Source organism: Corynebacterium lactis RW2-5 (genome assembly GCF_001274895.1).
Classification (GTDB): domain Bacteria; phylum Actinomycetota; class Actinomycetes; order Mycobacteriales; family Mycobacteriaceae; genus Corynebacterium; species Corynebacterium lactis.
Genome location: NZ_CP006841.1, coordinates 865,543 through 884,827, shown reverse-complemented (window position 1 = coordinate 884,827; position 19,285 = coordinate 865,543). Strand labels below are relative to the sequence as shown.

16 protein-coding genes are annotated in these 19,285 nt (G+C 61.0%); 12 read left to right on the top strand and 4 right to left on the bottom strand.

All coding sequences use genetic code 11. The features are described from left to right. Window positions 1–155 precede the first annotated feature (155 nt). The 4 genes from CLAC_RS03830 (at window position 156) to CLAC_RS03815 (ending at window position 5,125) form a co-directional block, all read left to right on the top strand. Window positions 156–2,486, top strand: coding sequence for a carbon starvation CstA family protein (locus CLAC_RS03830; RefSeq protein ID WP_053411773.1), 2,331 nt, complete (start codon window positions 156–158; stop codon window positions 2,484–2,486). Continuing rightward, on the top strand, window positions 2,486–2,680 hold the full coding sequence (locus CLAC_RS03825) for a YbdD/YjiX family protein (RefSeq protein WP_082313086.1): 195 nt from the start codon (window positions 2,486–2,488) through the stop codon (window positions 2,678–2,680). The genes CLAC_RS03830 and CLAC_RS03825 overlap by 1 nt, the downstream gene beginning before the upstream one ends. A 112-nt stretch (window positions 2,681–2,792) precedes the next feature. Then, entirely contained in the window at window positions 2,793–3,845 is a 1,053-nt protein-coding gene (locus CLAC_RS03820) for a YdcF family protein (RefSeq protein ID WP_053411772.1), read from the top strand. 281 nt (window positions 3,846–4,126) lie between these two features. Then, window positions 4,127–5,125 carry a DUF5692 family protein gene (locus CLAC_RS03815; protein WP_053411771.1) on the top strand — a complete coding sequence of 333 codons (999 nt, stop codon included), beginning with the start codon at window positions 4,127–4,129 and terminating at the stop codon, window positions 5,123–5,125. A gap of 64 nt (window positions 5,126–5,189) precedes the next feature. On the opposite strand, the gene CLAC_RS03810 is transcribed toward CLAC_RS03815, so the two are convergent. The 3 genes from CLAC_RS03810 to CLAC_RS03800 all read right to left on the bottom strand — a co-directional run bounded on the left by CLAC_RS03810 (window position 5,190) and on the right by CLAC_RS03800 (window position 8,333). Continuing rightward, on the bottom strand, window positions 5,190–5,807 hold the full coding sequence (locus CLAC_RS03810; protein ID WP_156324765.1) for a class I SAM-dependent methyltransferase: 618 nt from the start codon (window positions 5,805–5,807) through the stop codon (window positions 5,190–5,192). Window positions 5,808–5,868: 61 nt separating this feature from the next. Continuing rightward, window positions 5,869–7,194, bottom strand: a complete 1,326-nt coding sequence (locus tag CLAC_RS03805) for an alpha/beta fold hydrolase (RefSeq protein ID WP_053411769.1) — start codon at window positions 7,192–7,194, stop codon at window positions 5,869–5,871. Between the two features lie 62 nt (window positions 7,195–7,256). Next, entirely contained in the window at window positions 7,257–8,333 is a 1,077-nt protein-coding gene (locus CLAC_RS03800; RefSeq protein ID WP_053411768.1) for a trimeric intracellular cation channel family protein, read from the bottom strand. Between the two features lie 218 nt (window positions 8,334–8,551). Here CLAC_RS03800 and CLAC_RS03795 point away from each other — a divergent pair, with 218 nt between their 5' ends. From CLAC_RS03795 to CLAC_RS03785, 3 genes are all read left to right on the top strand, one after another. Further along, window positions 8,552–9,145, top strand: coding sequence for an HD domain-containing protein (locus CLAC_RS03795; RefSeq protein WP_053413246.1), 594 nt, complete (start codon window positions 8,552–8,554; stop codon window positions 9,143–9,145). Window positions 9,146–9,213: 68 nt separating this feature from the next. Next, window positions 9,214–10,230, top strand: a complete 1,017-nt coding sequence (locus tag CLAC_RS03790; RefSeq protein WP_053411767.1) for an NADP-dependent oxidoreductase — start codon at window positions 9,214–9,216, stop codon at window positions 10,228–10,230. Window positions 10,231–10,273: 43 nt separating this feature from the next. After that, a complete protein-coding gene (locus CLAC_RS03785; RefSeq protein ID WP_053411766.1) occupies window positions 10,274–10,879 on the top strand; it encodes an LURP-one-related/scramblase family protein in 606 nt (201 codons plus the stop codon). 46 nt (window positions 10,880–10,925) lie between these two features. Here CLAC_RS03785 and CLAC_RS03780 read toward each other — a convergent pair whose 3' ends face one another. Further along, window positions 10,926–12,251: an MFS transporter gene (locus tag CLAC_RS03780; RefSeq protein ID WP_053411765.1), complete on the bottom strand. Its 1,326-nt coding sequence runs from the start codon at window positions 12,249–12,251 to the stop codon at window positions 10,926–10,928. A 144-nt stretch (window positions 12,252–12,395) separates the two neighbouring features. Between CLAC_RS03780 and CLAC_RS03775 the strand changes: the two genes are divergently transcribed. The 5 genes from CLAC_RS03775 (at window position 12,396) to CLAC_RS03755 (ending at window position 19,284) form a co-directional block, all read left to right on the top strand. After that, window positions 12,396–12,992: a PadR family transcriptional regulator gene (locus tag CLAC_RS03775; protein WP_082313084.1), complete on the top strand. Its 597-nt coding sequence runs from the start codon at window positions 12,396–12,398 to the stop codon at window positions 12,990–12,992. Continuing rightward, window positions 12,985–13,764: an ABC transporter ATP-binding protein gene (locus tag CLAC_RS03770; protein WP_053411764.1), complete on the top strand. Its 780-nt coding sequence runs from the start codon at window positions 12,985–12,987 to the stop codon at window positions 13,762–13,764. The genes CLAC_RS03775 and CLAC_RS03770 overlap by 8 nt, the downstream gene beginning before the upstream one ends. After that, window positions 13,761–16,619 carry an ABC transporter permease gene (locus CLAC_RS03765; RefSeq protein WP_053411763.1) on the top strand — a complete coding sequence of 953 codons (2,859 nt, stop codon included), beginning with the start codon at window positions 13,761–13,763 and terminating at the stop codon, window positions 16,617–16,619. The genes CLAC_RS03770 and CLAC_RS03765 overlap by 4 nt, the downstream gene beginning before the upstream one ends. A gap of 76 nt (window positions 16,620–16,695) precedes the next feature. Further along, window positions 16,696–18,420 carry an ABC-ATPase domain-containing protein gene (locus CLAC_RS03760; RefSeq protein ID WP_053411762.1) on the top strand — a complete coding sequence of 575 codons (1,725 nt, stop codon included), beginning with the start codon at window positions 16,696–16,698 and terminating at the stop codon, window positions 18,418–18,420. A 36-nt stretch (window positions 18,421–18,456) separates the two neighbouring features. Further along, window positions 18,457–19,284 carry a MerR family transcriptional regulator gene (locus CLAC_RS03755; protein ID WP_425388812.1) on the top strand — a complete coding sequence of 276 codons (828 nt, stop codon included), beginning with the start codon at window positions 18,457–18,459 and terminating at the stop codon, window positions 19,282–19,284. Window position 19,285: the final 1 nt, after the last annotated feature.

Below are 19,285 nucleotides of genomic sequence, written 5' to 3'. Positions count from 1 at the left end.
GATGCACTAGGAACCACTTAAACCACAGTTTTAAGCAGCGCCTTTATAGCCTCGACACCCCTGGGGCAGCAGCGTCTTTTAGGCTTCACGACTCCCCACCACCGCCAACAATGACCAGGCGGTGGTTGGACTTGAGATTTTACAAAAGGGGTGCAATGGCAGAGCAAACTACCGAAGTTTCCGCGTCGAAGATCGCAGATCGACCGGGCGTCGAACTTCTCACACCACATGCCGATCTTCCGCCGGTGGGCTATGTCGATCGCCGGCCTATGCCAATGGCAAAGCGGATCATCTTCGCGATTATCGCGATCATTGCAACCGCAGGTTGGGCCATGATTGCCACCAACCGCGGAGAAACAGTCAACGCAACCTGGCTCGTCCTCGCCGCAATCGGTACCTACATCATCGGCTACCGCTTCTATGGCCGCCTTATCGAATACAAGGTAATTCGCCCACGCGATGACCGCGCCACTCCTGCCGAGCGCTACAACGACGGCAAAAATTTCATGCCGACGGACCGACGAGTGCTCTTCGGCCACCATTTTGCGGCCATCGCGGGAGCAGGCCCACTTGTCGGCCCCATCATGGCCGCGCAGATGGGTTACCTGCCCGGCACCATCTGGATCGTCTTCGGCGCCGTCTTCGCAGGTGCTGTGCAGGATTACATGGTCCTGGCAATCTCCACCCGTCGAAAGGGCCGTTCGCTTGGCCAAATGATTAACGACGAAATGGGCAAGGTCGGCGGCATTTTCGCCATCATCGGCATCTTAGTCATCATGACAATCCTCATCGCTGTCCTCGGCATTGTGATTATCAACGCGTTGGCAGAGTCCCCGTGGGGTGTTTTCTCCATCACGATGACGATTCCGATTGCAATCTTCATGGGCCTCTACCTGCGCTACATCCGACCGGGCCGTGTTTCCGAGGTGTCCGTTATCGGCGTAATCCTGCTCCTGCTGGCGATTATCGCCGGCGGTTGGGTCAATGCCGACCCGACCTGGCACGCGATGTTCCTCTGGTCCAAGACCACCCTCGCCTGGGCCCTGATCGGCTACGGCTTCCTGGCATCGGTTCTGCCCGTGTGGCTGCTGCTGGCACCTCGCGATTACCTGTCGACCTTCATGAAGATCGGCGTCATCGGTCTGCTGGCCGTCGGTATTCTGCTGGTTCGCCCGGACATTCAGATGCCCGCCATCACCAAGTTCGCGCTCGACGGCACCGGCCCCGCCTTCGCCGGCGAGCTCTTCCCCTTCCTCTTTATCACCATCGCCTGTGGCGCCCTATCCGGTTTCCACGCGCTGGTCTCCTCCGGTACGACCCCAAAACTGGTGGAGAAGGAATCCCAGATGCGCATGATTGGCTACGGCGGCATGATCATGGAGTCCTTCGTCGCCGTCATGGCCATGTGCGCCGCGGTCATCCTGGACCAGCACTTGTACTTCGCCATGAACGCTTCCGCAGCGCTGACCGGTGGTACCGCCGAGACCGCCGCCGCCTACGTCAACAGCCTGGGCCTGAATACCCCGGACGTCGACGCTGCCGCGTTCACCGCCGCGGCACAGTCCGTCGGCGAGAACTCGATCGTCTCCCGCACTGGCGGCGCCCCGACGCTGGCGTTCGGAATGTCCCACATCCTCGCCGATGTCTTCGGCGGAGACTCTCTGAAAGCCTTCTGGTACCACTTTGCAATTATGTTTGAGGCACTGTTCATCCTCACCACCATCGACGCAGGCACGCGCGTTGCCCGCTTCATGCTTGCCGACGCCGTCGGCAACATCCCGGGCCTGACCAAGTTCAAGGATGCCTCGTGGACCGTTGGTAACCTGCTGACCTCGGCCCTGGTCTGCCTGGGCTGGGGATCGATTTTGGTCATGGGCGTTACCGATCCGCTGGGCGGCATCAACATGCTGTTCCCGCTCTTCGGTATTGCAAACCAGCTCCTAGCCGCTATGGCGCTGACACTCATGACCGTCGTCGTCGTAAAGCACGGCCTGGTGAAGTGGGCGTGGATTCCAGGAGTGCCGCTGGTGTGGGACCTCATCGTGACGATGTACGCGTCCTGGCAGAAAGTCTTCCACTCGGACCCGAAGATTGGCTATTGGGCGCTGCACAACGCATTTAAGGACGCCAAGGCGCAGGGCCTGACCGAGTTTAAGACCGCGAAGACCCCAGAAGCCATCGACGCGGTGATTCGCAACACGGCCGTGCAGGGAACGCTGTCTGTGGTGTTCGCGGTCGTCACACTGATTGTTGTGATTACCGGCCTGATGACGATTGCCAAGGCCCTGCGCAACGGCGCGGCCGCCGGCAAGGACGTGGGCACCAGCGTTGAGCCGTATGTCGGATCGCGCTACTTCGCGCCAATCGGGTTCCGCCGCACAGAGGTGGAGAAGGAGATCGAGGCCCAGTGGGAGCAGATCGCCCCGAACGATCCGCGCAGGTTCCAGGAATCCGCATATTCGCACGCGCACGTCGGAGGTCACTAATGATTGCGCAGGCACTGAAGCCGCTGCGCGCCGTGGCATGGTACATCGGCGAGCTCATGGGCGACCACGACTACCAGAAGTACTGCGAGCACCTGCGCATTCACCATCCAGGTGAGCCAATCCCTACCGAGCGAGAATACTGGCGGCGCAGGCACTGCGAAGCGGAGGCTAATCCGCAGTCGCGCTGCTGCTAGGCAAAGCGCAGGATTACAAGCCCCAAGCTCCCGAGCTAAAGAAGCGCAAAAATACTTCTTTACTCGGGAGTTCTTGTACTTACGCCTAGAAAATACTTATAAGGTAAGTGCCGTGTTCGTATATCTAGCAATCGCCCTCGTTATCGCTTTTGTGGTTTGGTTCCGCAAGGAACCTCGCTCTATCTGGCCTGGGGTACTTTTCACGTTTTCATTTTTCGCCACAATAGCAGCGATTGTCCTGGCCGTCGCCACAGCATTCTCGCTGATAGCAGCGCCTTTAGTAACGCTTTTCGTCGTAGTCTGGATGGCAGTGCTAGCGTCTGCGCCTCTCGTACTCGGCGGGTTTCTTGTCATCAACATGTTCATTGTGTGGCGCAAGGAGGGGCGCTCGGCTGCAGCTCTGACCTCGGGCTTCATAGGCGCAGCGCTGTTTGCCTACACCGGAGTATTCTACTTTTCAGTTCTTTCTTCGCTTACGGACCGGCAGCTGTCTGATGTGGAAGTCTATTTCGTTGCGGCGTTTCCAACGGTTGTCTACATCGGCCTGGCCTTCGTATGTTTTATCGTCTACACAGTCTTCTACGAGTGGTACTTCACTCGCTTTGGCGAACGTCCAGACGCCGTCATCGTCCTGGGCGCACAGGTCCGCGACCGGGATAATCTCACTCCTCTGCTGCGAAGCCGCGTCGATCACGGAATTAAGGTCGCGGAGAAAGCCATTGAGAAAGGCAAAGACACCATACTGGTTTTCTCCGGCGGCCAGGGGCCAGATGAGCCCTGCCCGGAATCCGAAGCGATGGCGCGGTACGCCATCGCGCAGGGGGTTGACCCGAGTCGGGTGATTGTAGAAGACCGTTCCAGGACCACCGAGGAGAATCTCAAGTTCTCTGCGGAGCTACTCCAAGGACGCGAAGACGTTCCCGACAACCCTTGGATTGCGGTAGCAAGTTCCGATTATCATGCATTTCGCGGGGCATTGATGATGCGCAAGGCCGGACTCAGGGGCTTTGCCACGGGCGCACGCACCGCCCGGTATTTCTGGCCGAGTGCAAAGGTTCGAGAGTTCGTAGCAATTGTCGTTGATCATAAATGGCCGGTGTTGGCTGTACTGGGACTCAGCATTCTGGCCGGGATAATCATGTCCGACTTCAGCACTCCTGCCTAGCCCAATTTGACAGACTACGCAGACCACAATGACCTTTCCCACAGTGACACCCATCGACAAGATGTAAACATATAATTACGATTGGAATTAGACAAAGCGATTGCCGTACCTTTGCGGTTCCTATAAGTAATGAACCGGGCCGACTTAGAGCCCTATGCAATGACGAACAGGCAAACCTACGCCCTCACTTTGCCCGAATAAACAGTTAGGGCTTTCACGGACATGGCGTGAGATGGTCCCAAAGCCCTCAACGCACGTCTTAGTGAAAGGACTGACGAACAATGTTGTTCGACGTCTACGGCGATAATGCTGGCTATCAATGGCTCGGCTGGGTCATGGTTTTCGCCGCTCTTCTCGCCGCCAATGAAATCGGCCGTCGCTCCAGGGCAGGTGGCATCGCCCTGTTTATGGTCCTGCCCGCCGGACTGAGCATTTATTTCGCCACCATTTACATCGCCGCCTGGAATGGCGCCGAATGGGCGTTGACTAACCAGACTTATGTCCATATGAACAGCTGGTTCCACTACGCGAAGCTCTACGCCGCCACCGCCGGATGTATAGGCTTCATCATCTTGAAGTACGGCTGGGGCAAGCTAGGCAAGGCCTTCTGGTTCAAGGCATTCCCCTTCGTCATCGTCGCAATCAACATCCTGATTGCGGTGGTCTCCGATTTTGAGTCCGCCATCCGCGCCTGGGATACCACCTGGGTCTCCTCCGAGGGCGTCACCCTCTACGGCGGCTGGCACAACGTCTTCAACGGCACCGCTGGCCTAATCAACATCTTCGTGATGACCGGCTGGTGGGGTATCTACGCATCCAAGAAGCGCCACGACATGCTCTGGTTTGATATGACGTGGGTGTTCATCATCTCCTATGACCTGTGGAACTTCTGCTACACCTACAACTGCTTGCCCACCCACGCCTTCTACTGTGGTTTCGCACTACTGCTGGCCCCGACTGTCGCCAACGCCCTGTGGAACAAGGGCGGCTGGATTCAGAACCGCGCCTTCACCCTGGCACTGTGGTGCATGTTCGCCCAGACAGTCCCGGTTTTCCAGGATGCCTCCCGTTTCTCCGTCGACTCGGTAAACAATCCGAACATCAATCTGGCCGTGTCGATTATCGCGCTTGTTGCGAACATCGCAGCCCTGTCTTACGTCTTCTACCGTGCCCGCAAGCTTGGCGTTAACCCGTATACCCACGAGGTCTTCGTCGGCACGCGCGACTACGAGAAGGCGAAGTCCCGCGCTATCGACGAGAGCTACGGCCTCGCCGCATAGCTCCCGCTTGCCCGTCCTCCTCGCCGCTAGTCGGATTGCCAGGGCCTTGCCCCGCGCATTCCGGCTAGCGTTTGCGTAGGACCACCACCGTATCCACCGCCTCTCGGTCTTCTACCCGCTTTACGACGTCTCTCTCAGCGGCGATCACTTCGAAGGTATCGCCGAAGGCTGCAACGACATCCTTCGCGGTATAGAGAAGCTCCGGGTTCTTCGGCCCATGGATTTGGTTATCCGGGTGGTGCGAGACGGAGACGAGGTAGCCTCCGGGAACAAGGGCGCTCGCCACCATCTCCCAGAGACGATGCTGCTGAGCTGGGGGAAGGTGAATGAATGACGCGAGGACAAGCTCAAAGCTTGACGGTTCGGGATTCCACTGCGTGAGGTCTCCCTCGACCAGTTCGGCGTCGAGACCTTCGTGGTCCAGAATTGCGGCGGTGTGCTCGAGCCCCACCGAGGAGAAGTCAAGGGCGGTTGTACTCCAGCCGGAGCGCGTCAACCATACAGTGTGGCGGCCTCGCCCAGAGCCGAGGTCGATAGCGCGAGGGGTCTCGCCTTCGGAAAAGCTAGCTCGAATTGCCTCCACATGCTTTGCGATTGTCGCATTCGGCTCGCCCGCAAATAGCGAAGTGCCGCTATCACTGTCGGCGGCGAATCGCTCATTCCAAAATTCAGCGTTTGGCATGTCCACAACCCTACACCAAAATACCCTGGAGGGTATTTTGAACTAACGCAAGCATTTGAACCTAACGCTCTTCTATTAAGTCACGCAGCGTCGAAAAAATCCCCGCCCCATCGTGACGGATTCCGTCGTGCTGGCGGGTATTGGTCACCCACGTGCGCAGGTCGCCATACGCTTCGGCTGTGTCCATCGAAAATTCGAAAGGTACGAAGATGTCGTCGAGGTACACCGCAGCGGCGCTAACCGGTGCGTCGGCAAGCTTCTCGATCGAGTACGGAGAGCCCTCCCATTTGTGGCCTGCCAACTCTTCGGCGGCACTCTTTAGCGGCACCAGTGCGGGATCTTCCTCGAACTGCCAAGGGAAAATATGCTCGCCGGTGAGATAGAACGTCTCTGCCCCAGCAGGGTCCGCGGCCTCCTCAAAACCCGGTATTTCCTCGCGGATGCGGTTTGCGGACCAGCCGGTTACCGACTGCCCACCGACGCCTCCGTAGATGGATTCGTGAATTGCCGCATAAAGAGGGCCCGCCGCGAAACTGACGCGTGCGCCTACGTCGACAAGGAAGTCAGTGCGCAGCCGCTTCTCCCGCCCACACCCATTCAGCCCGGCGCGACCACCATGGAATGGTTCTTCCAGCAGATAAGCCAAATTGTGGAAGCCGTCTCCGCGGCCAAGCTCGATGCCGATGGTGCGGAAACGCCGGGAGCTCAGACGCTCCCCCGTCGGCAAGCGTTCATCGGACTGGTCGAGGTGCGCACAAATCTCGCGGATTCGATCCTGCGCCCACGGGTATTCGCGGTAGAAGCGGTCGTGGCGGACCTTGAGTTTGCCGAAGGTCGTCCGATAAAGATCATCGGCACCGCGGTCCAGCACCGGCAGCCCACCAGTGAGGTAGGCGTGGTCGACAGAGTCCGGATACCGCGACAGGTAGGAGGTGATGCAAAAGCCGCCAAAGGACTGTCCGTACAGAGACCAGCTCTCGACCCCCAGGTGTCGGCGCAGCGCCTCAGCATCTTCGACGATATATTCCTGGCGAAGCAGCGCTAGCCGCTCGGCCGAAGCCGGGTTGACGCCATCGATGCGGCCAGACCTGCCCGTGCCACGCTGATCCAGCAAAATCACTCGGAAATGTTTCAGCGCCTCCCCAATAACTCCGCTTGCCGAGGTTGGCCGAGGTGCCGGAAAACCGGGTCCACCTTGCAGATACACCAGAGCCGGAGCTTCGGCCATACCTGGTGCGGTAATCTCGCGGGCAAAGAGCTCAAAAGTCTCCCCTGGTGCCGGGCTGCTACTCCCTAAGGTCCCACCTTCCGATGCCCCGCTGAAAGGATTCCAGGGAACCTCGATGCGATGTTCGGTGATGTCCAGGCCGAAGTGACGTGTGCTCATGCTTAGTAGTGTAGGAGACTACGCGGATTGCAATCGCCGCGTGACTATCTACCGAGCGCGTTCTAATCCCGCTCGTTGTACTTTTTCATTAGCCGCGAGATAAGTAGGTCCGTCGCCTCATTATCCGCGAGAATCCTATCGAGCATCTCCCGGTACTCGCGCTCACGCCGCTGCGCGTTGGCACCGTAGTCGTCGTAGGAGTCCCCCGCCAGGTCCACGCCGAAATCCAGCTTCGATTCGCTTTCCGATGCCCCTTCCGTCGGCGCAGAGGGAAATTCGGCGTTGAATTCATCCAGGAATTCCTCCGCATTGGCCTCGGCTGTGCGGCGGGAAACACCTCTACCGACTTCGACCTCAATGCGGCGCTGCAGTGCCTTTTCCATCTGGCGGTGTCGCCACGCCCTCAACCGGGCGGGTTCAAATCGACGCCCAACTTCGCGGCCCTTGCCCTCGGCCCGGCGCGCCAGTACTGCGATTTGCGCTGCGGTGTCATTGATGGGAGCCCAGTCGGACCGCGCTGACACCCGCCAGTTCGCCCAGAACCCGAGCAGGGATAGGCCGATACTGATTAGCGGCCCGACAACCATAGCCACTGCCAGGAAGTCGAAATGATGCCCGACGATGACAGTCACCGCACAGGCCACTGCGGGTATGACGGTCGGCTGGTTCCCGCCGAACACCTCGGGCACGCGACCGGTCACGATGTCGCGAATCATGGACCCGCCGGTCGCGGTGAACACGCCCATCATGATGCAGGGCAAGACCGGAAGACCGTATGCGACACCTTTCACCGTTCCGGTGGCGGCCCACAGTCCTGAGACGACGGCGTCACCGTGGGCCTGCGCATAGTCCCAGGTCTTACCTTTGAAGTAGACGAATCGTGCGATAAGGGCACCGGTGAAAGCGAGAATCAGGTACTCCGGTTCGCTCATCGCAGCGACCGTCCCCCGGTTAATCAAAACGTCGCGAATCATGCCTCCGCCGAGCGCGGAGAACAGCGCGATGAAGAAGAATCCGACGATGTCGTAGCCGCGCTGTCGGGCTATGGTGCCGCCGATAATCCCCATGAGAAGCACACCAATCACGTCGGAAAACCGATACAGAGTCTCAATCAGGGGATCTACTTCGGCGACGGTCATGGAAGTCATTCTATTTGAGGGGCCGTATCGCATTAGCGAGTGCGCTACTCGATGGCGAAGCCGTGTACTGCACAACTCGCGCTGAATGCTGACCTGCGTCCACGCTCACGCCGCATAATCGACACATCGACACTAGGAAAGAAAGGACCACAGCATAGATGACAGACTTGATGCACAGCAGCCCCGCAGGTGGAAACGAGGACGAACAGTTGCTGCAGATGTCGGCAAGCGGGCGCAGCTCGCTGGCCCCCACGCCGAGGCTTCTGGCGGCGATGGCGACGGCGGCGCGCGCCCATGATGGGCACTATCGTAAGTCGACGCGCGTGCCTTACATCAGCCACCCGGTCAGCGTGATGCTGCTGGCGGCGAGGGCGACCGACGACGAGGACACGCTGGTCGCGGCACTGTTCCACGACATTCTGGAGGACGTTCCCGAAGCCTACTCCGAGGAGCAGATGCGCCGCGAATTCGGCGAGTACGTCGTGACGCTCGTGCGCGGAGTCACTAAAAGCGAAGCCATCTCCGACTGGCAGGGCCGCGCCGATGCCTACCTGGAGGCACTAGCGCGCGCTGAGGAGGGATCAGTTATCGTTGCCGCGGCCGACAAGTTCCACAACTTAAGCGCAACGTTGGCAGATCTCGAGGCCGATGGCACCGCAGTCTGGGAGCGCTTCAATGCCGGCGCCGACCGGCAGCTGTGGTGGTACAGATCGGTGCGCGATGTCGTGGCAAAGCGGTTACCGGATCTACCTCTCCTGCCCGAGCTCGACGCGATGATCTCGCGCCTTGCATCAATCGTGGAGGCCCAATAGGAAGTTCGGGTAAGGTGGCACCCCGCACATACCGTGAATATCTAAACACATAAGTATTGGGAGTAGATATGACCACCGCACCGATTCCGACGAGCACTCAGCAGTGGGTTCTCGCCTCCCGCCCCTCCGGCATGCCCACCGCCGAGAACTTTCGACTCGAGACCGTGGACCTACCAGAGCTTGCCGACGGCCAGGTCCTGGTCACCAACACCGTCGCCACTGTTGATCCCTACATGCGCGGCCGTATGAATGATGTGAAGTCCTACATCCCGCCGTTCCAGATTGACCAGCCACTGACCGGCGGCGCGGTCGGCACGGTAGTGGCCTCCAAGTCGGAGAAGTTCCCGGTCGGCGCGAGCGTGCGCCATTCGATGGGATGGCAGACCCACGCGGTTATCGATGACTCCGAGGCCACCGCCGTCGACCTGAGCCTGGCCCCGGCCCACGCCTACCTCGGCATCCTGGGGCTTACCGGCCTGACCGCATACGTCGGCCTGACCGCCGTCGGCGAGATGAAGGAGGGCGACGCCGTTTTCATCTCTGGTGCTGCCGGCGCGGTTGGCTCAGCCGCAGGCCAGATTGCCAAGCACCTCGGTGCAGCGCGTGTAATCGGATCTGCAGGTTCAGAGGAGAAGGTCACCCGCCTGCGCGAACTGGGCTTCGACGCCGCTTTCAACTACCACGACGGCCCAATCGCCGATTCGCTTGCCGACGCAGCTCCCGACGGCATCGACTTCTACTTCGACAATGTCGGCGGTGAACATCTCGAGGCCGCCATCGGCGCGATGAATACATTTGGCCGCGCCGCCCTGTGTGGCGCGATCTCCCAGTACAACGCCACCGAACGCCCGGCCGGGCCGAAGAATCTGGTGCTGGCGATTGGCAAATGCCTGACGCTTCGCGGCTTTGTCCTCGGCCACTACCTACACCTGGCGCGGGAGTTCCAGGAGCAGATTGCGCCGCTGGTAGTCGCAGGTGAGATTAAATTCGATGTGACGACCCGCCACGGCATCGAGAACATGCCCTCGGCATTTTTGGAACTCTTCTCCGGCGGCAATACCGGAAAGATGGTTGTCGAGTTCTAAGTCGAGGAGGGGCCAATCCGGGTGGCTTGCTAGCCTTGGGGCCATGGGCGCCCCAGGATTCCACCCCTTGCTGGAGAACAACACTCTCGTCATCCGTCAGACGCGTACATTCCTGCGCGATGACTTTTTCATTTTCGACACACACGGCCGCAAGATTGCAACGATTGTGGAATCCGGCAGCGAGCTGAAGAAGCTGCTGGGGTTTAGTCGTCGCTTTCACGTCGCAGAAATCGACGAAGCGGGAAGTATCCGCGAGCCGCTCTTCCAGGTCAGCGACCCTTATGACTTCTTCGGAGATACCTTCGAGATTTCCAGCTGCCCCGACGGAGGCCACCTCGCGTCGGTGCGCCGCAAACTGATTTCGCTGACCGCGCGGCTCACACTGACGGTCGAGGGGCTCGGCAATGTCGATATCGATGGCGGTTTCATGGCCTTCGACTTCACGCTGCGCGCCGGTAGCCGCGAGATTGCCCGCATTGACAAGAAGTGGAACGGCCTGGCTAAAGAGTTCTTCGGCAAACAGATTTACGCGCTGCACCTGTCACCGCAGTTGGATAGCCGACAGCGGATGGCCGTCATAGGCTCGGTTTTGACGATTGACCTGGTCAAGAGCAAAGCCAAGAGCTTCGGACAATCGTTCTTCGATTAGGCCCCACGCGACGCTATACACACCCAATCCACCTGCGGCGACGGTGCTAAATTGCGGCGCTGTCGTGGGCGCTGACGTCTTTGAGCATGAAGGACATCGCCACGCCGACCATACCAACAGCGGCCAGGAATAGCAGCGCCGCAGAGGACCCGAAGCTCGCTATCACACCAGAGACGGCACCCACGATGAGCAGCACGACCCCCATCAGCGTGTTTGACGCCCCAACATACTCGGTCCGCTTATCCCCCTCCGCCATATCTACGACGTAGGTCGACCGGGCCACCCGCACGCTCGCATGGACAACGCTCATGGCGAAGAATCCGAGAGGAAACACCCAACCGTTAACGCCCACCGGTAGCCACTGAGCACTTGCAACCAGGGCCAGGAGAATCACCGAACCCACCAGCGCCGAATACATCAGCACGGCCTTCGAGGACCGGTCCGACCACAGCCCCGTAATCTTGCCGCCGATCAGCGCCGCTATGCCAGCTGCGATGACGAACACTCCGATTCCCGGCCCCGCAGCTGCTGCGTCACTCGCGCCTGCCGCGCTTTGCTCAATATCAACCCCGACCTCGGCGCTCAGCGTGACAATGAACGATGTCGACAGCGCCGTGACCAGCAGCAGGCTGCGCACGATAACAAACGAACGGAAGTGCCTATCCCGCACAAAAAGCGCCCAGGTGTCGCGCCACCACGAACGGTTCGGCCCCTTCGATTCGCTTTCCGACGCAGGCTCTTTGACACCCCGGAAAATCAGCAGCGCCACCACCCAGGACAGCGCCGCGAGCCCGATGAGCGCGGCAACGACTCCGCTGGTCACACGTTCTCCGACTAGCCACAGGAGGACTCCGACAATGACCGCTGCAACGCCACCGAGCATGGTAGCGCGCCCACTGATCCGGCCCCGCTGGCCCTTAGGAATTGTCCTGCCCTGCACGTCTTTCGAGGCCATGGAGCATAGGGCCCGTGCCGTCGCAAAGCAGCCGAGAGCCACAACAACCGCGATACCGAGCCAGACCCCGGTGAGTGTGAGGGCTGCCAACGCAATTAGTGCAGCGGAGGCAGCCTGGCCGAGCGCTCCTACGCTCCACACCGCGGTGCGGCGGCGGCGAGTCTTCACCCATGGGGTCAACGCGGCCTGCGGGAGCATCGAGCCGGACTCGCGGATGGGCACGAGCATCGCGATGAAGAAGCCCGGGGCGCCTGCCGACTGCAGCAACCACGGCAGCAGCGTCTTCGCGGCGACGATTTGGTCACCGACGTTTTGAAGACCGTGCGCCCAGACGTAGCGGGCGGCATTGGAGCGCTGGAAGGGCTGTGCGTGCGAGACGGTTTCCGCGGTCTCAGGATCAGCGGGGTTCGGGGTCATGCGAATACCTTACCGCCCGGCCGAGTGGTTCAGCGCGTCGAATAAAACCATTGACTCCCCCTCTGGTTACTGGGTAACCTAGCATTATGGTTACCCGGTAACCATCCACCGAACAGTGGTTTTACTGGATTGGAAATATCCCCTATGTCCATCAAACACTCACTCTTGACCCTTCTGGGAGAAGCGCCACTTAGCGCAAGCGAACTGCGCGCAGCCTTCGAAGAGGAAATGGGTGGGCTCTACTCCCTGAACCAGGGCCAGGTTTCACAAACCTTGAGCCGCCTCACGCGCGACGGCCTCGTTGTCAGCCACGAATCAACGTCCCAATCGGGGCGCACGGTCGAGCAATACGAAATCACTAACGCCGGAGTCACCGAGCTGCGCGCGTGGTGGGCAGAGGCCGTCGAACAGCCCGAGAGCACCCGCGATGAACTTGTCATTCGTTTCGCGCTAGCCGCCTGGCGCGACCCGCAGAATTTCATCGTACTGATGGACACACAGCGCTTCGCCACCTTACGCAAGCTGCGGGTTCTTTCCGCGGAGGCATCGAGCATGCCGGAGGCCCGCACTGCCGCGAGACTCAACGTCGAGCGCAGAATTTTCGAGCTGGAGAGCATTTTGCGCTGGCTCGACCGAATAGAGTCGCTGGCTCCGCCAACAAAGTTAACGAGCGATATGCAAGTGAGCGGCACGCCAGTTTCGACCTCCCCCACCGACGCGCAGGAGAAAACCAATGACTAACACGAGCAAAGCGAACGTACAGTCCGCGCAGACGTCACAGGCCGCCAAGCCCCTGCCCCTCGAACTGCGTGATGTCAGCGTCACCTTTGGCTCCGGCGCACGCGAGGTGCACGCCTTGCGGGGCGTCAATTTGCAGCTGCACCACGGCGAGCTTGTCGCAGTCATGGGCCCGTCCGGTTCCGGCAAATCGACGCTGTTGAACGTGGCTGGATTGCTGCAGCCGGCGACGTCGGGAAGCGTCATGGTATCGGGCAAGGACGCGACGCAGCTGAGCGCGGCAGAAGCCGCGAAGCTGCGAAGACGCCACCTCGGCGTTGTGTTCCAGCACTTCAACCTGGTTCCGACGCTGACCGTTGGTGAGAACATCACCCTGCCACTCGAGCTTGACGGACTCTCCCCCGCGCAGTGTCGCGAGCGCGCCGAGGAGGCACTTGAGGCGGTCGAGCTCGAAGGTCTGGCTGACCGCTTCCCAGAGGAAGTCTCGGGCGGGCAGGCCCAGCGCATCGCCATCGCCCGCGCACTAATCGGCCCTCGTGGGGTTTTGCTTGCCGACGAACCAACCGGCGCCCTCGATACCTCGACGGCGGATGCTGTCATGAAGATCCTCCGCGCCCGCGTCGACTCCGGCGCCTCGGGAATCCTGGTGACCCACGAGCCGAGGTTTGCGGCCTGGGCCGACCGAGTCCTGATGATGCGCGATGGCGTCCTCACCGGCGAAAACGGCGCGGCTGGCCAGGAAGGCAACGACGGCGAAGGGGCGATCCAGCAATGAAAGGTCTCAGTGCTCTTAAAGCATCCGCGCGCCCGGTCGTGCGCGACATGTTTAAGACCCCGTTGCGGCTGCTCGCGGCTGTACTGCTGATCGCCTTGCCCGTGGCTGTTGCGACGGCGATGACCGTCGACGAGTCCTCCCGGTCGCTTAGCTTCGAGTCGGTCTCCCGCCCTCACACGATGCACTTCGGCGGTGGGCAATGCACGCAAAATGGTGACGGGTCGTCAACCTCGTGCACGGGATCTGCGAGCGGGCGCGTGCCGGAAGCCCCTGCGAATTTCAGCGATTACCTGGATAAACACCTGCCACAGGGACTGACTGCGCAGCTAGATACGAATGTCCGGGTCAGCGCCAGCACCGAGCGGGGCACCATATCGCAATTGCAGGTCAATCAGTCCCCAATCGAACTGCTGCCCCAGAGCTACCGCTCCCGAATCAAAGAAGGCGGAATAGTTCTACCGATCTCCGATGCGAATGAGCTTGGAGTCGAAATTGGCGACACCATAACGGTCCGGGCCCCGGTCGGAACAAAACAACTGACGGTTACCGATATCTCCCCGTCCGGGATGGCTGCGGTCGCGCCAGACACACTCGTCGAGGACGCCGCACAGCAATTTGCCGACAAACGCGTTTCTTCGAGCTTGAGCGAGCCCAGCTGGGTTCTCGGAGGCCGGGAGCTGCGCTGGCCGGATGTTCAGGAGCTCAACAAGGCAGGCTTCACGGTCTCTGCCTCCTCGGAACACCCAATCACTGATGCCCCCGAAAGCCCTGCTCCGACGCACGGGGCCCAGAGCGGCTCCCGAAGTGCCGAGGGCTTCCTTTTCGGTGCGATGATTTTGTCGCTCTACGGTATCGCTATCTTCCTAATTCTTCTGTTCATCGCTCCGGTATTTTCCCTGGCTATGAGCCGCCACACTCGGATGTTCGCGCTGATGAGCTCGCAGGGAGCGAGCCCCCGTCATATTAGGCTGGCCGTACTGTCGTACGCGGCCGCGACCGGTGCGCTGGGAGCGTCGGCAGGCGTGGTTGCAGGAGCCGGTTTCACGGCTGTGGCCTGGGCAATTAACTACCCCGGCTGGCCGATAACTCTGGCCCCATGGGCACTGCTCGGGTATTTCGTCGCGGCTATGGCCGGATCCGTACTGGTTGCAGTTGTGCCCGCTCTCATTGCCTCGCGCAACGCGCTGGCCGCGGGGATTGCGGGTGCCGAGCCGGACCGCATTGTCCGCTGGAAGAAGTGGATGGTCGCCGGGCCGATATACCTAGCTATCCTGCTGGCGGTTGTGGTGACTGCGTCCCTTGCTGGCACCTCGAGCGAATGGCAGCCCGTCTTTAGCACTTCGCCGATTATGGTTCTGCTGTCCCTTCCAGGACTGGCCGCATCTACGCCAGCTCTAATCTTCCTCATCGCGAAGGCTTTGCGACGGGCACCGCTGCCTCTTCGCATCGCCAGCCGCGGTCTGTTGCGCAAGTCCGTGCGCACCGTCCCGATCGCGGCGGCGCTGCTATGCCTGACATTCGTCGGCAGCCTTACGGTCGTCAACGAGCAGGCTCAGGCCCGGCGGGAGGCTGCGATGGAAACATACACCACGTCCTCGCCGATGGCCGTGGTGGCACCATATGTGTCATCGCAGGAGGTCGACCTGACGGATGAGGCCCTTCAAAAGCAAACGCGCTCGGCGACGGAGGCGGTCATGCGTCCTCTCGGTGCCCCGCGGTCCTACCAGATTCGCGGTATTGTCCCGAATAGCGGCGAGAGCAACGGCATTGGTGCCGAGGTGACCCCCAACTACGAGTCCCGCTGTAGCCGCACGGTCGATGAGGACAGCTACAATTCCACGCTTCCTAAACGCTTCGTCGGATCCAACGGCAAGAATGCGGCCACGGACGAGCAGGCCGCCAAGGATTGCTACCACGACATGGTTCGCCTTTCATCCGCATCGCCTCTGACCTCTCTGTCGCACACGGCCCTCGTGCAAGAACCCGGTGACCTCGGAATGTGGGCGTTGGACGGGCGGGAACTTGCCCTCGCTGAACGCACGCTTGCCGACGGTGGGATTTTGGTGCCCCGTGCCACCCCGTTGAAGAAGCGGCATGACGGTCTCGGCCACATCTCGGTGACGGCTGACTTTGCCGATATTGACGGCGGCAATGGTACTGGTGAAAACGGCGAGAATGGCGCAGATTCCGGCACCCAGGGCGAGCGAGTCACAATGGGCTTCACCGCCGCCGCGGTCCTTCCGGTTCCAGGTGTCACAAGCATCATCTTCTCGCCGCAGGCTGCTGCCGCGCTGAAACTGCAACCAGTGACTCTGGGCTATGCGATTCCGCTGGACCAGGCGGTCTCTGACCGGGAGCAATCAGAGCTCTCCTCTCTCGCGAAGCAAACTCCGGGCCAGTTCAGCAACATCATCACGGTATCGTTTAACTACGGAATGTCTCGAGGCACGTCTTCGCTCGGTACCCTCATCGTCATAGGGTTCTCCGCCATCGCGATGATGCTGGTAATCATCCTGGCTGCGGCGGGGCTTCGCAGGGACAACGCCACGTTGTTGGCGATTGGCGGATTGCCTCGGCTGACCGCTTCCATCGCCGCGATTCAGGCGGCGATGACAACACTAATCGGTATGGGCAGCGGCGTGCTGCTGGGCCATCTGATGAACTTCGCCTTCGCCTCAAAGGACGAGTTCAGCGCAGCCGGGGACCTCCTCGAGGTCGGAACCGCCCAGTTCATGCAGCCAAGCCCGTGGTTAATCGGTGGAGTGGTTGGCATCGCGGCGCTCGCCGCCGCCGTGGCCTGGTTCATCCACCGCCCCGGCAGCACGCCGCCGGAGGTCGCACGTCGCAGGGACTAGACTCGGGGCAGCGCAGGGCTTGTTTACTCGCTGCTGCCCACCCACCTACCTCAACCAGAAAGGCCCCGACTCCCCCATGCCATCTGATCTGCATCGTCGATTGACCAGCCTCGATGGCAAAAGTTACGGGGCCTACAAGTCTCTACGGGGACCGCACAAACTCGAAGTCCCGCGCACCCGCGGATCCTCCACTCAGGCAGCAGACGTCACTCTGATTATCGACAAGGTGCAGTCCGACCCATACGCCCCGCCCTCGCGGGCGCGTGTGCGCATCAGCGTCGCCGATCTTCCCTTCGACGGCGCCTCTATCGAGAGCCCGGGCCACTTCAGCACCGCCGAACTCGATTACCTCTGCCGCCGCCTCGCCCGGGCCGTCGGAAACCGGGGACTGCACATCGACCGCCCCGGCCAGCAGGTCCTCCCCCGCACCGCCGTCACGGAACTCCACGGCAACGATGGCGGGGGCGTCGGCAAGCGAGGCGACGAACTACAAATCTGCCTAGAGATCCAACTGCCCGCCCGCGGCCGGCGAATTATGGGCCGCGAGGCCGCCCGCCTAATCTGCGAGGACCTCCCACGCGCGCTTGCCGACGCTATTTTCTCCGCCCCCGCGCGCGAACTCGACGCGGCCGCGAGCCTGGAGTACGACCAGGCATGCTTGCGTACAGCTGTCGCCGAGGCGGGCCTGATTGGATTCATTCCGGACCGCGCGATTTTGCCGCGCCGGGCGGGCAACAGCGAGCAGCCGAAGCCCGGCGCGAAGCCGTTTACCGCGCCGGAGACGCTGGCGCGCAAATTTGAATTGCCCTCCGGGCGGAGCGTGCGCGGAATGGGGATCCCGCGGGGCGTGACGTTGATTGTCGGCGGCGGCTACCACGGCAAGTCCACTTTGTTGTCTGCACTGGTCACGGGCGTTTATGACCATATCGAAGGCGACGGCCGAGAGCTGGTCGTCGCGGATTCCACCGCCGTGGCCCTGCGTGCCGAGGACGGCCGCGCGATCACGGGCGTGGACATCTCTCCGTTTATTAATGGGCTACCCTCCGGCGATGACACGACGCGCTTTTCCACGACGAACGCCTCCGGCTCGACCTCTCAGGCCGCAGGGTTGGTGGAGGCGCTTCAGGTGGGATCTCGCGTCCTGCTAATCGACGAGGACACCTCTGCCACCAACTTCATGATCCGTGACGAGCGCATGCGCGCCCTGGTACCGGACGAGCGCGAGCCGATTACGCCGCTGGTCGCACGCGTGCGTGAACTGTGGGACGAGCAGGGTGTTTCGACCGTCATCGTCGCGGGTGGCTCCGGCGCGTTTATTGACGTCGCGGATACAGTCATCGCGATGGACTCCTACCAGGCCCGCGACGTCACAGAGCGCGCGCGGGTGTTGCGCAAGGGTTCTGTTTCAGAGACTTCCGCCTCGGCGTTTGCCCAGGATGCTCGCCGATTCATCACCGCCGACCGGCCGGGTAAAAGCTCGAAGAATGGGCGCCCGCCGAAGCCTCCCCACGCCCGTTGCCGCGAGCTGATTCAGTACGGGCGCGAGGACCTAGATCTCCGCGCCGTCAGCCAGATTATGGATTCCTCGCAGACAGAGGCTATTGCCCGCATTCTCAACCGCGTGGTGGAACGGCTGGACGGCAACGCGGATCTGGCGAACGTACTCGCCGAGGAATACGTGGATTTTTGTCATTCGACCTTCGACGATGCGGCCGATAACCGCCACACCGGGCGACTCGCGCGCCCCCGCATCCACGAAGTAGCAGCGGCAATTAACCGCCTGAGAAACCTGCGGGTCTAAGGTCCCCTTGACCTTGACGTCGCGTCAAACACAAGGATTAGTCCCGTGAGCAACAACGATGGTCTCTACAGCACGTCCCCGTCAGGCCCCCAGGAACCCCACGAGTACACAATCGGAGAGATCGCCGAACTACTCGGCGTGACCACTCGCACCTTGCGGCATTGGGATTCGATTGGCCTGCTCAGCCCGGAGTATCGCACGTGGTCCGACTACCGCCTCTACACCGAGGATGATGTCGATTCCGCCCTAGAGATTCTGGTCTACCGCTCCGCCGGTGTTCCGCTTAAGGACATCGCGGAACTCGTGTCCGAGGAGGCATCCCCGAAGACTCGCCGTCAGCGGTTGCTCACGCAGCGCAATCTGCTCGTGGAGAAGATTGCGGATCTGCGCCGGATGGTCCGGTCGCTAGAGACACTGCTCAAGGAGGACACCACAATGGATACGGAGAAGAAGGCCGAGCTCTTCGGCCGAAATTGGCCCGAATATGAGGCAGAGGCCGAGCAGCGCTGGGGTGATACGCCCGAGTGGCAGCAGTCGCAGGAGGCCCAGAAAAACATGTCCGCTGGCGATTGGGCCGAGGTCAAGGCTGAAATGGAGGATTTCGTCTCCTCGCTTGCCGACGCCCACTCCCGCAACGTTGCTCCCGGCTCCGCCGAGGCAGCGCAACTTGTCGACCGTCACCTGGCGTCGATTACTCGCTTCTACGAGGCGGGACGTGAGAAGCAGGTTTTGCTGGCGCGCATGTACGTTGCAGATGCGCGATTCGACGAGATGTACCGGGGCCACTCCCAGTACCTGCTCGATCTCGTCGAGGCTCAGGCTCGTGCCGAAGGAATTGACCCGAACGAGGCGCAGTGGCGGTAGC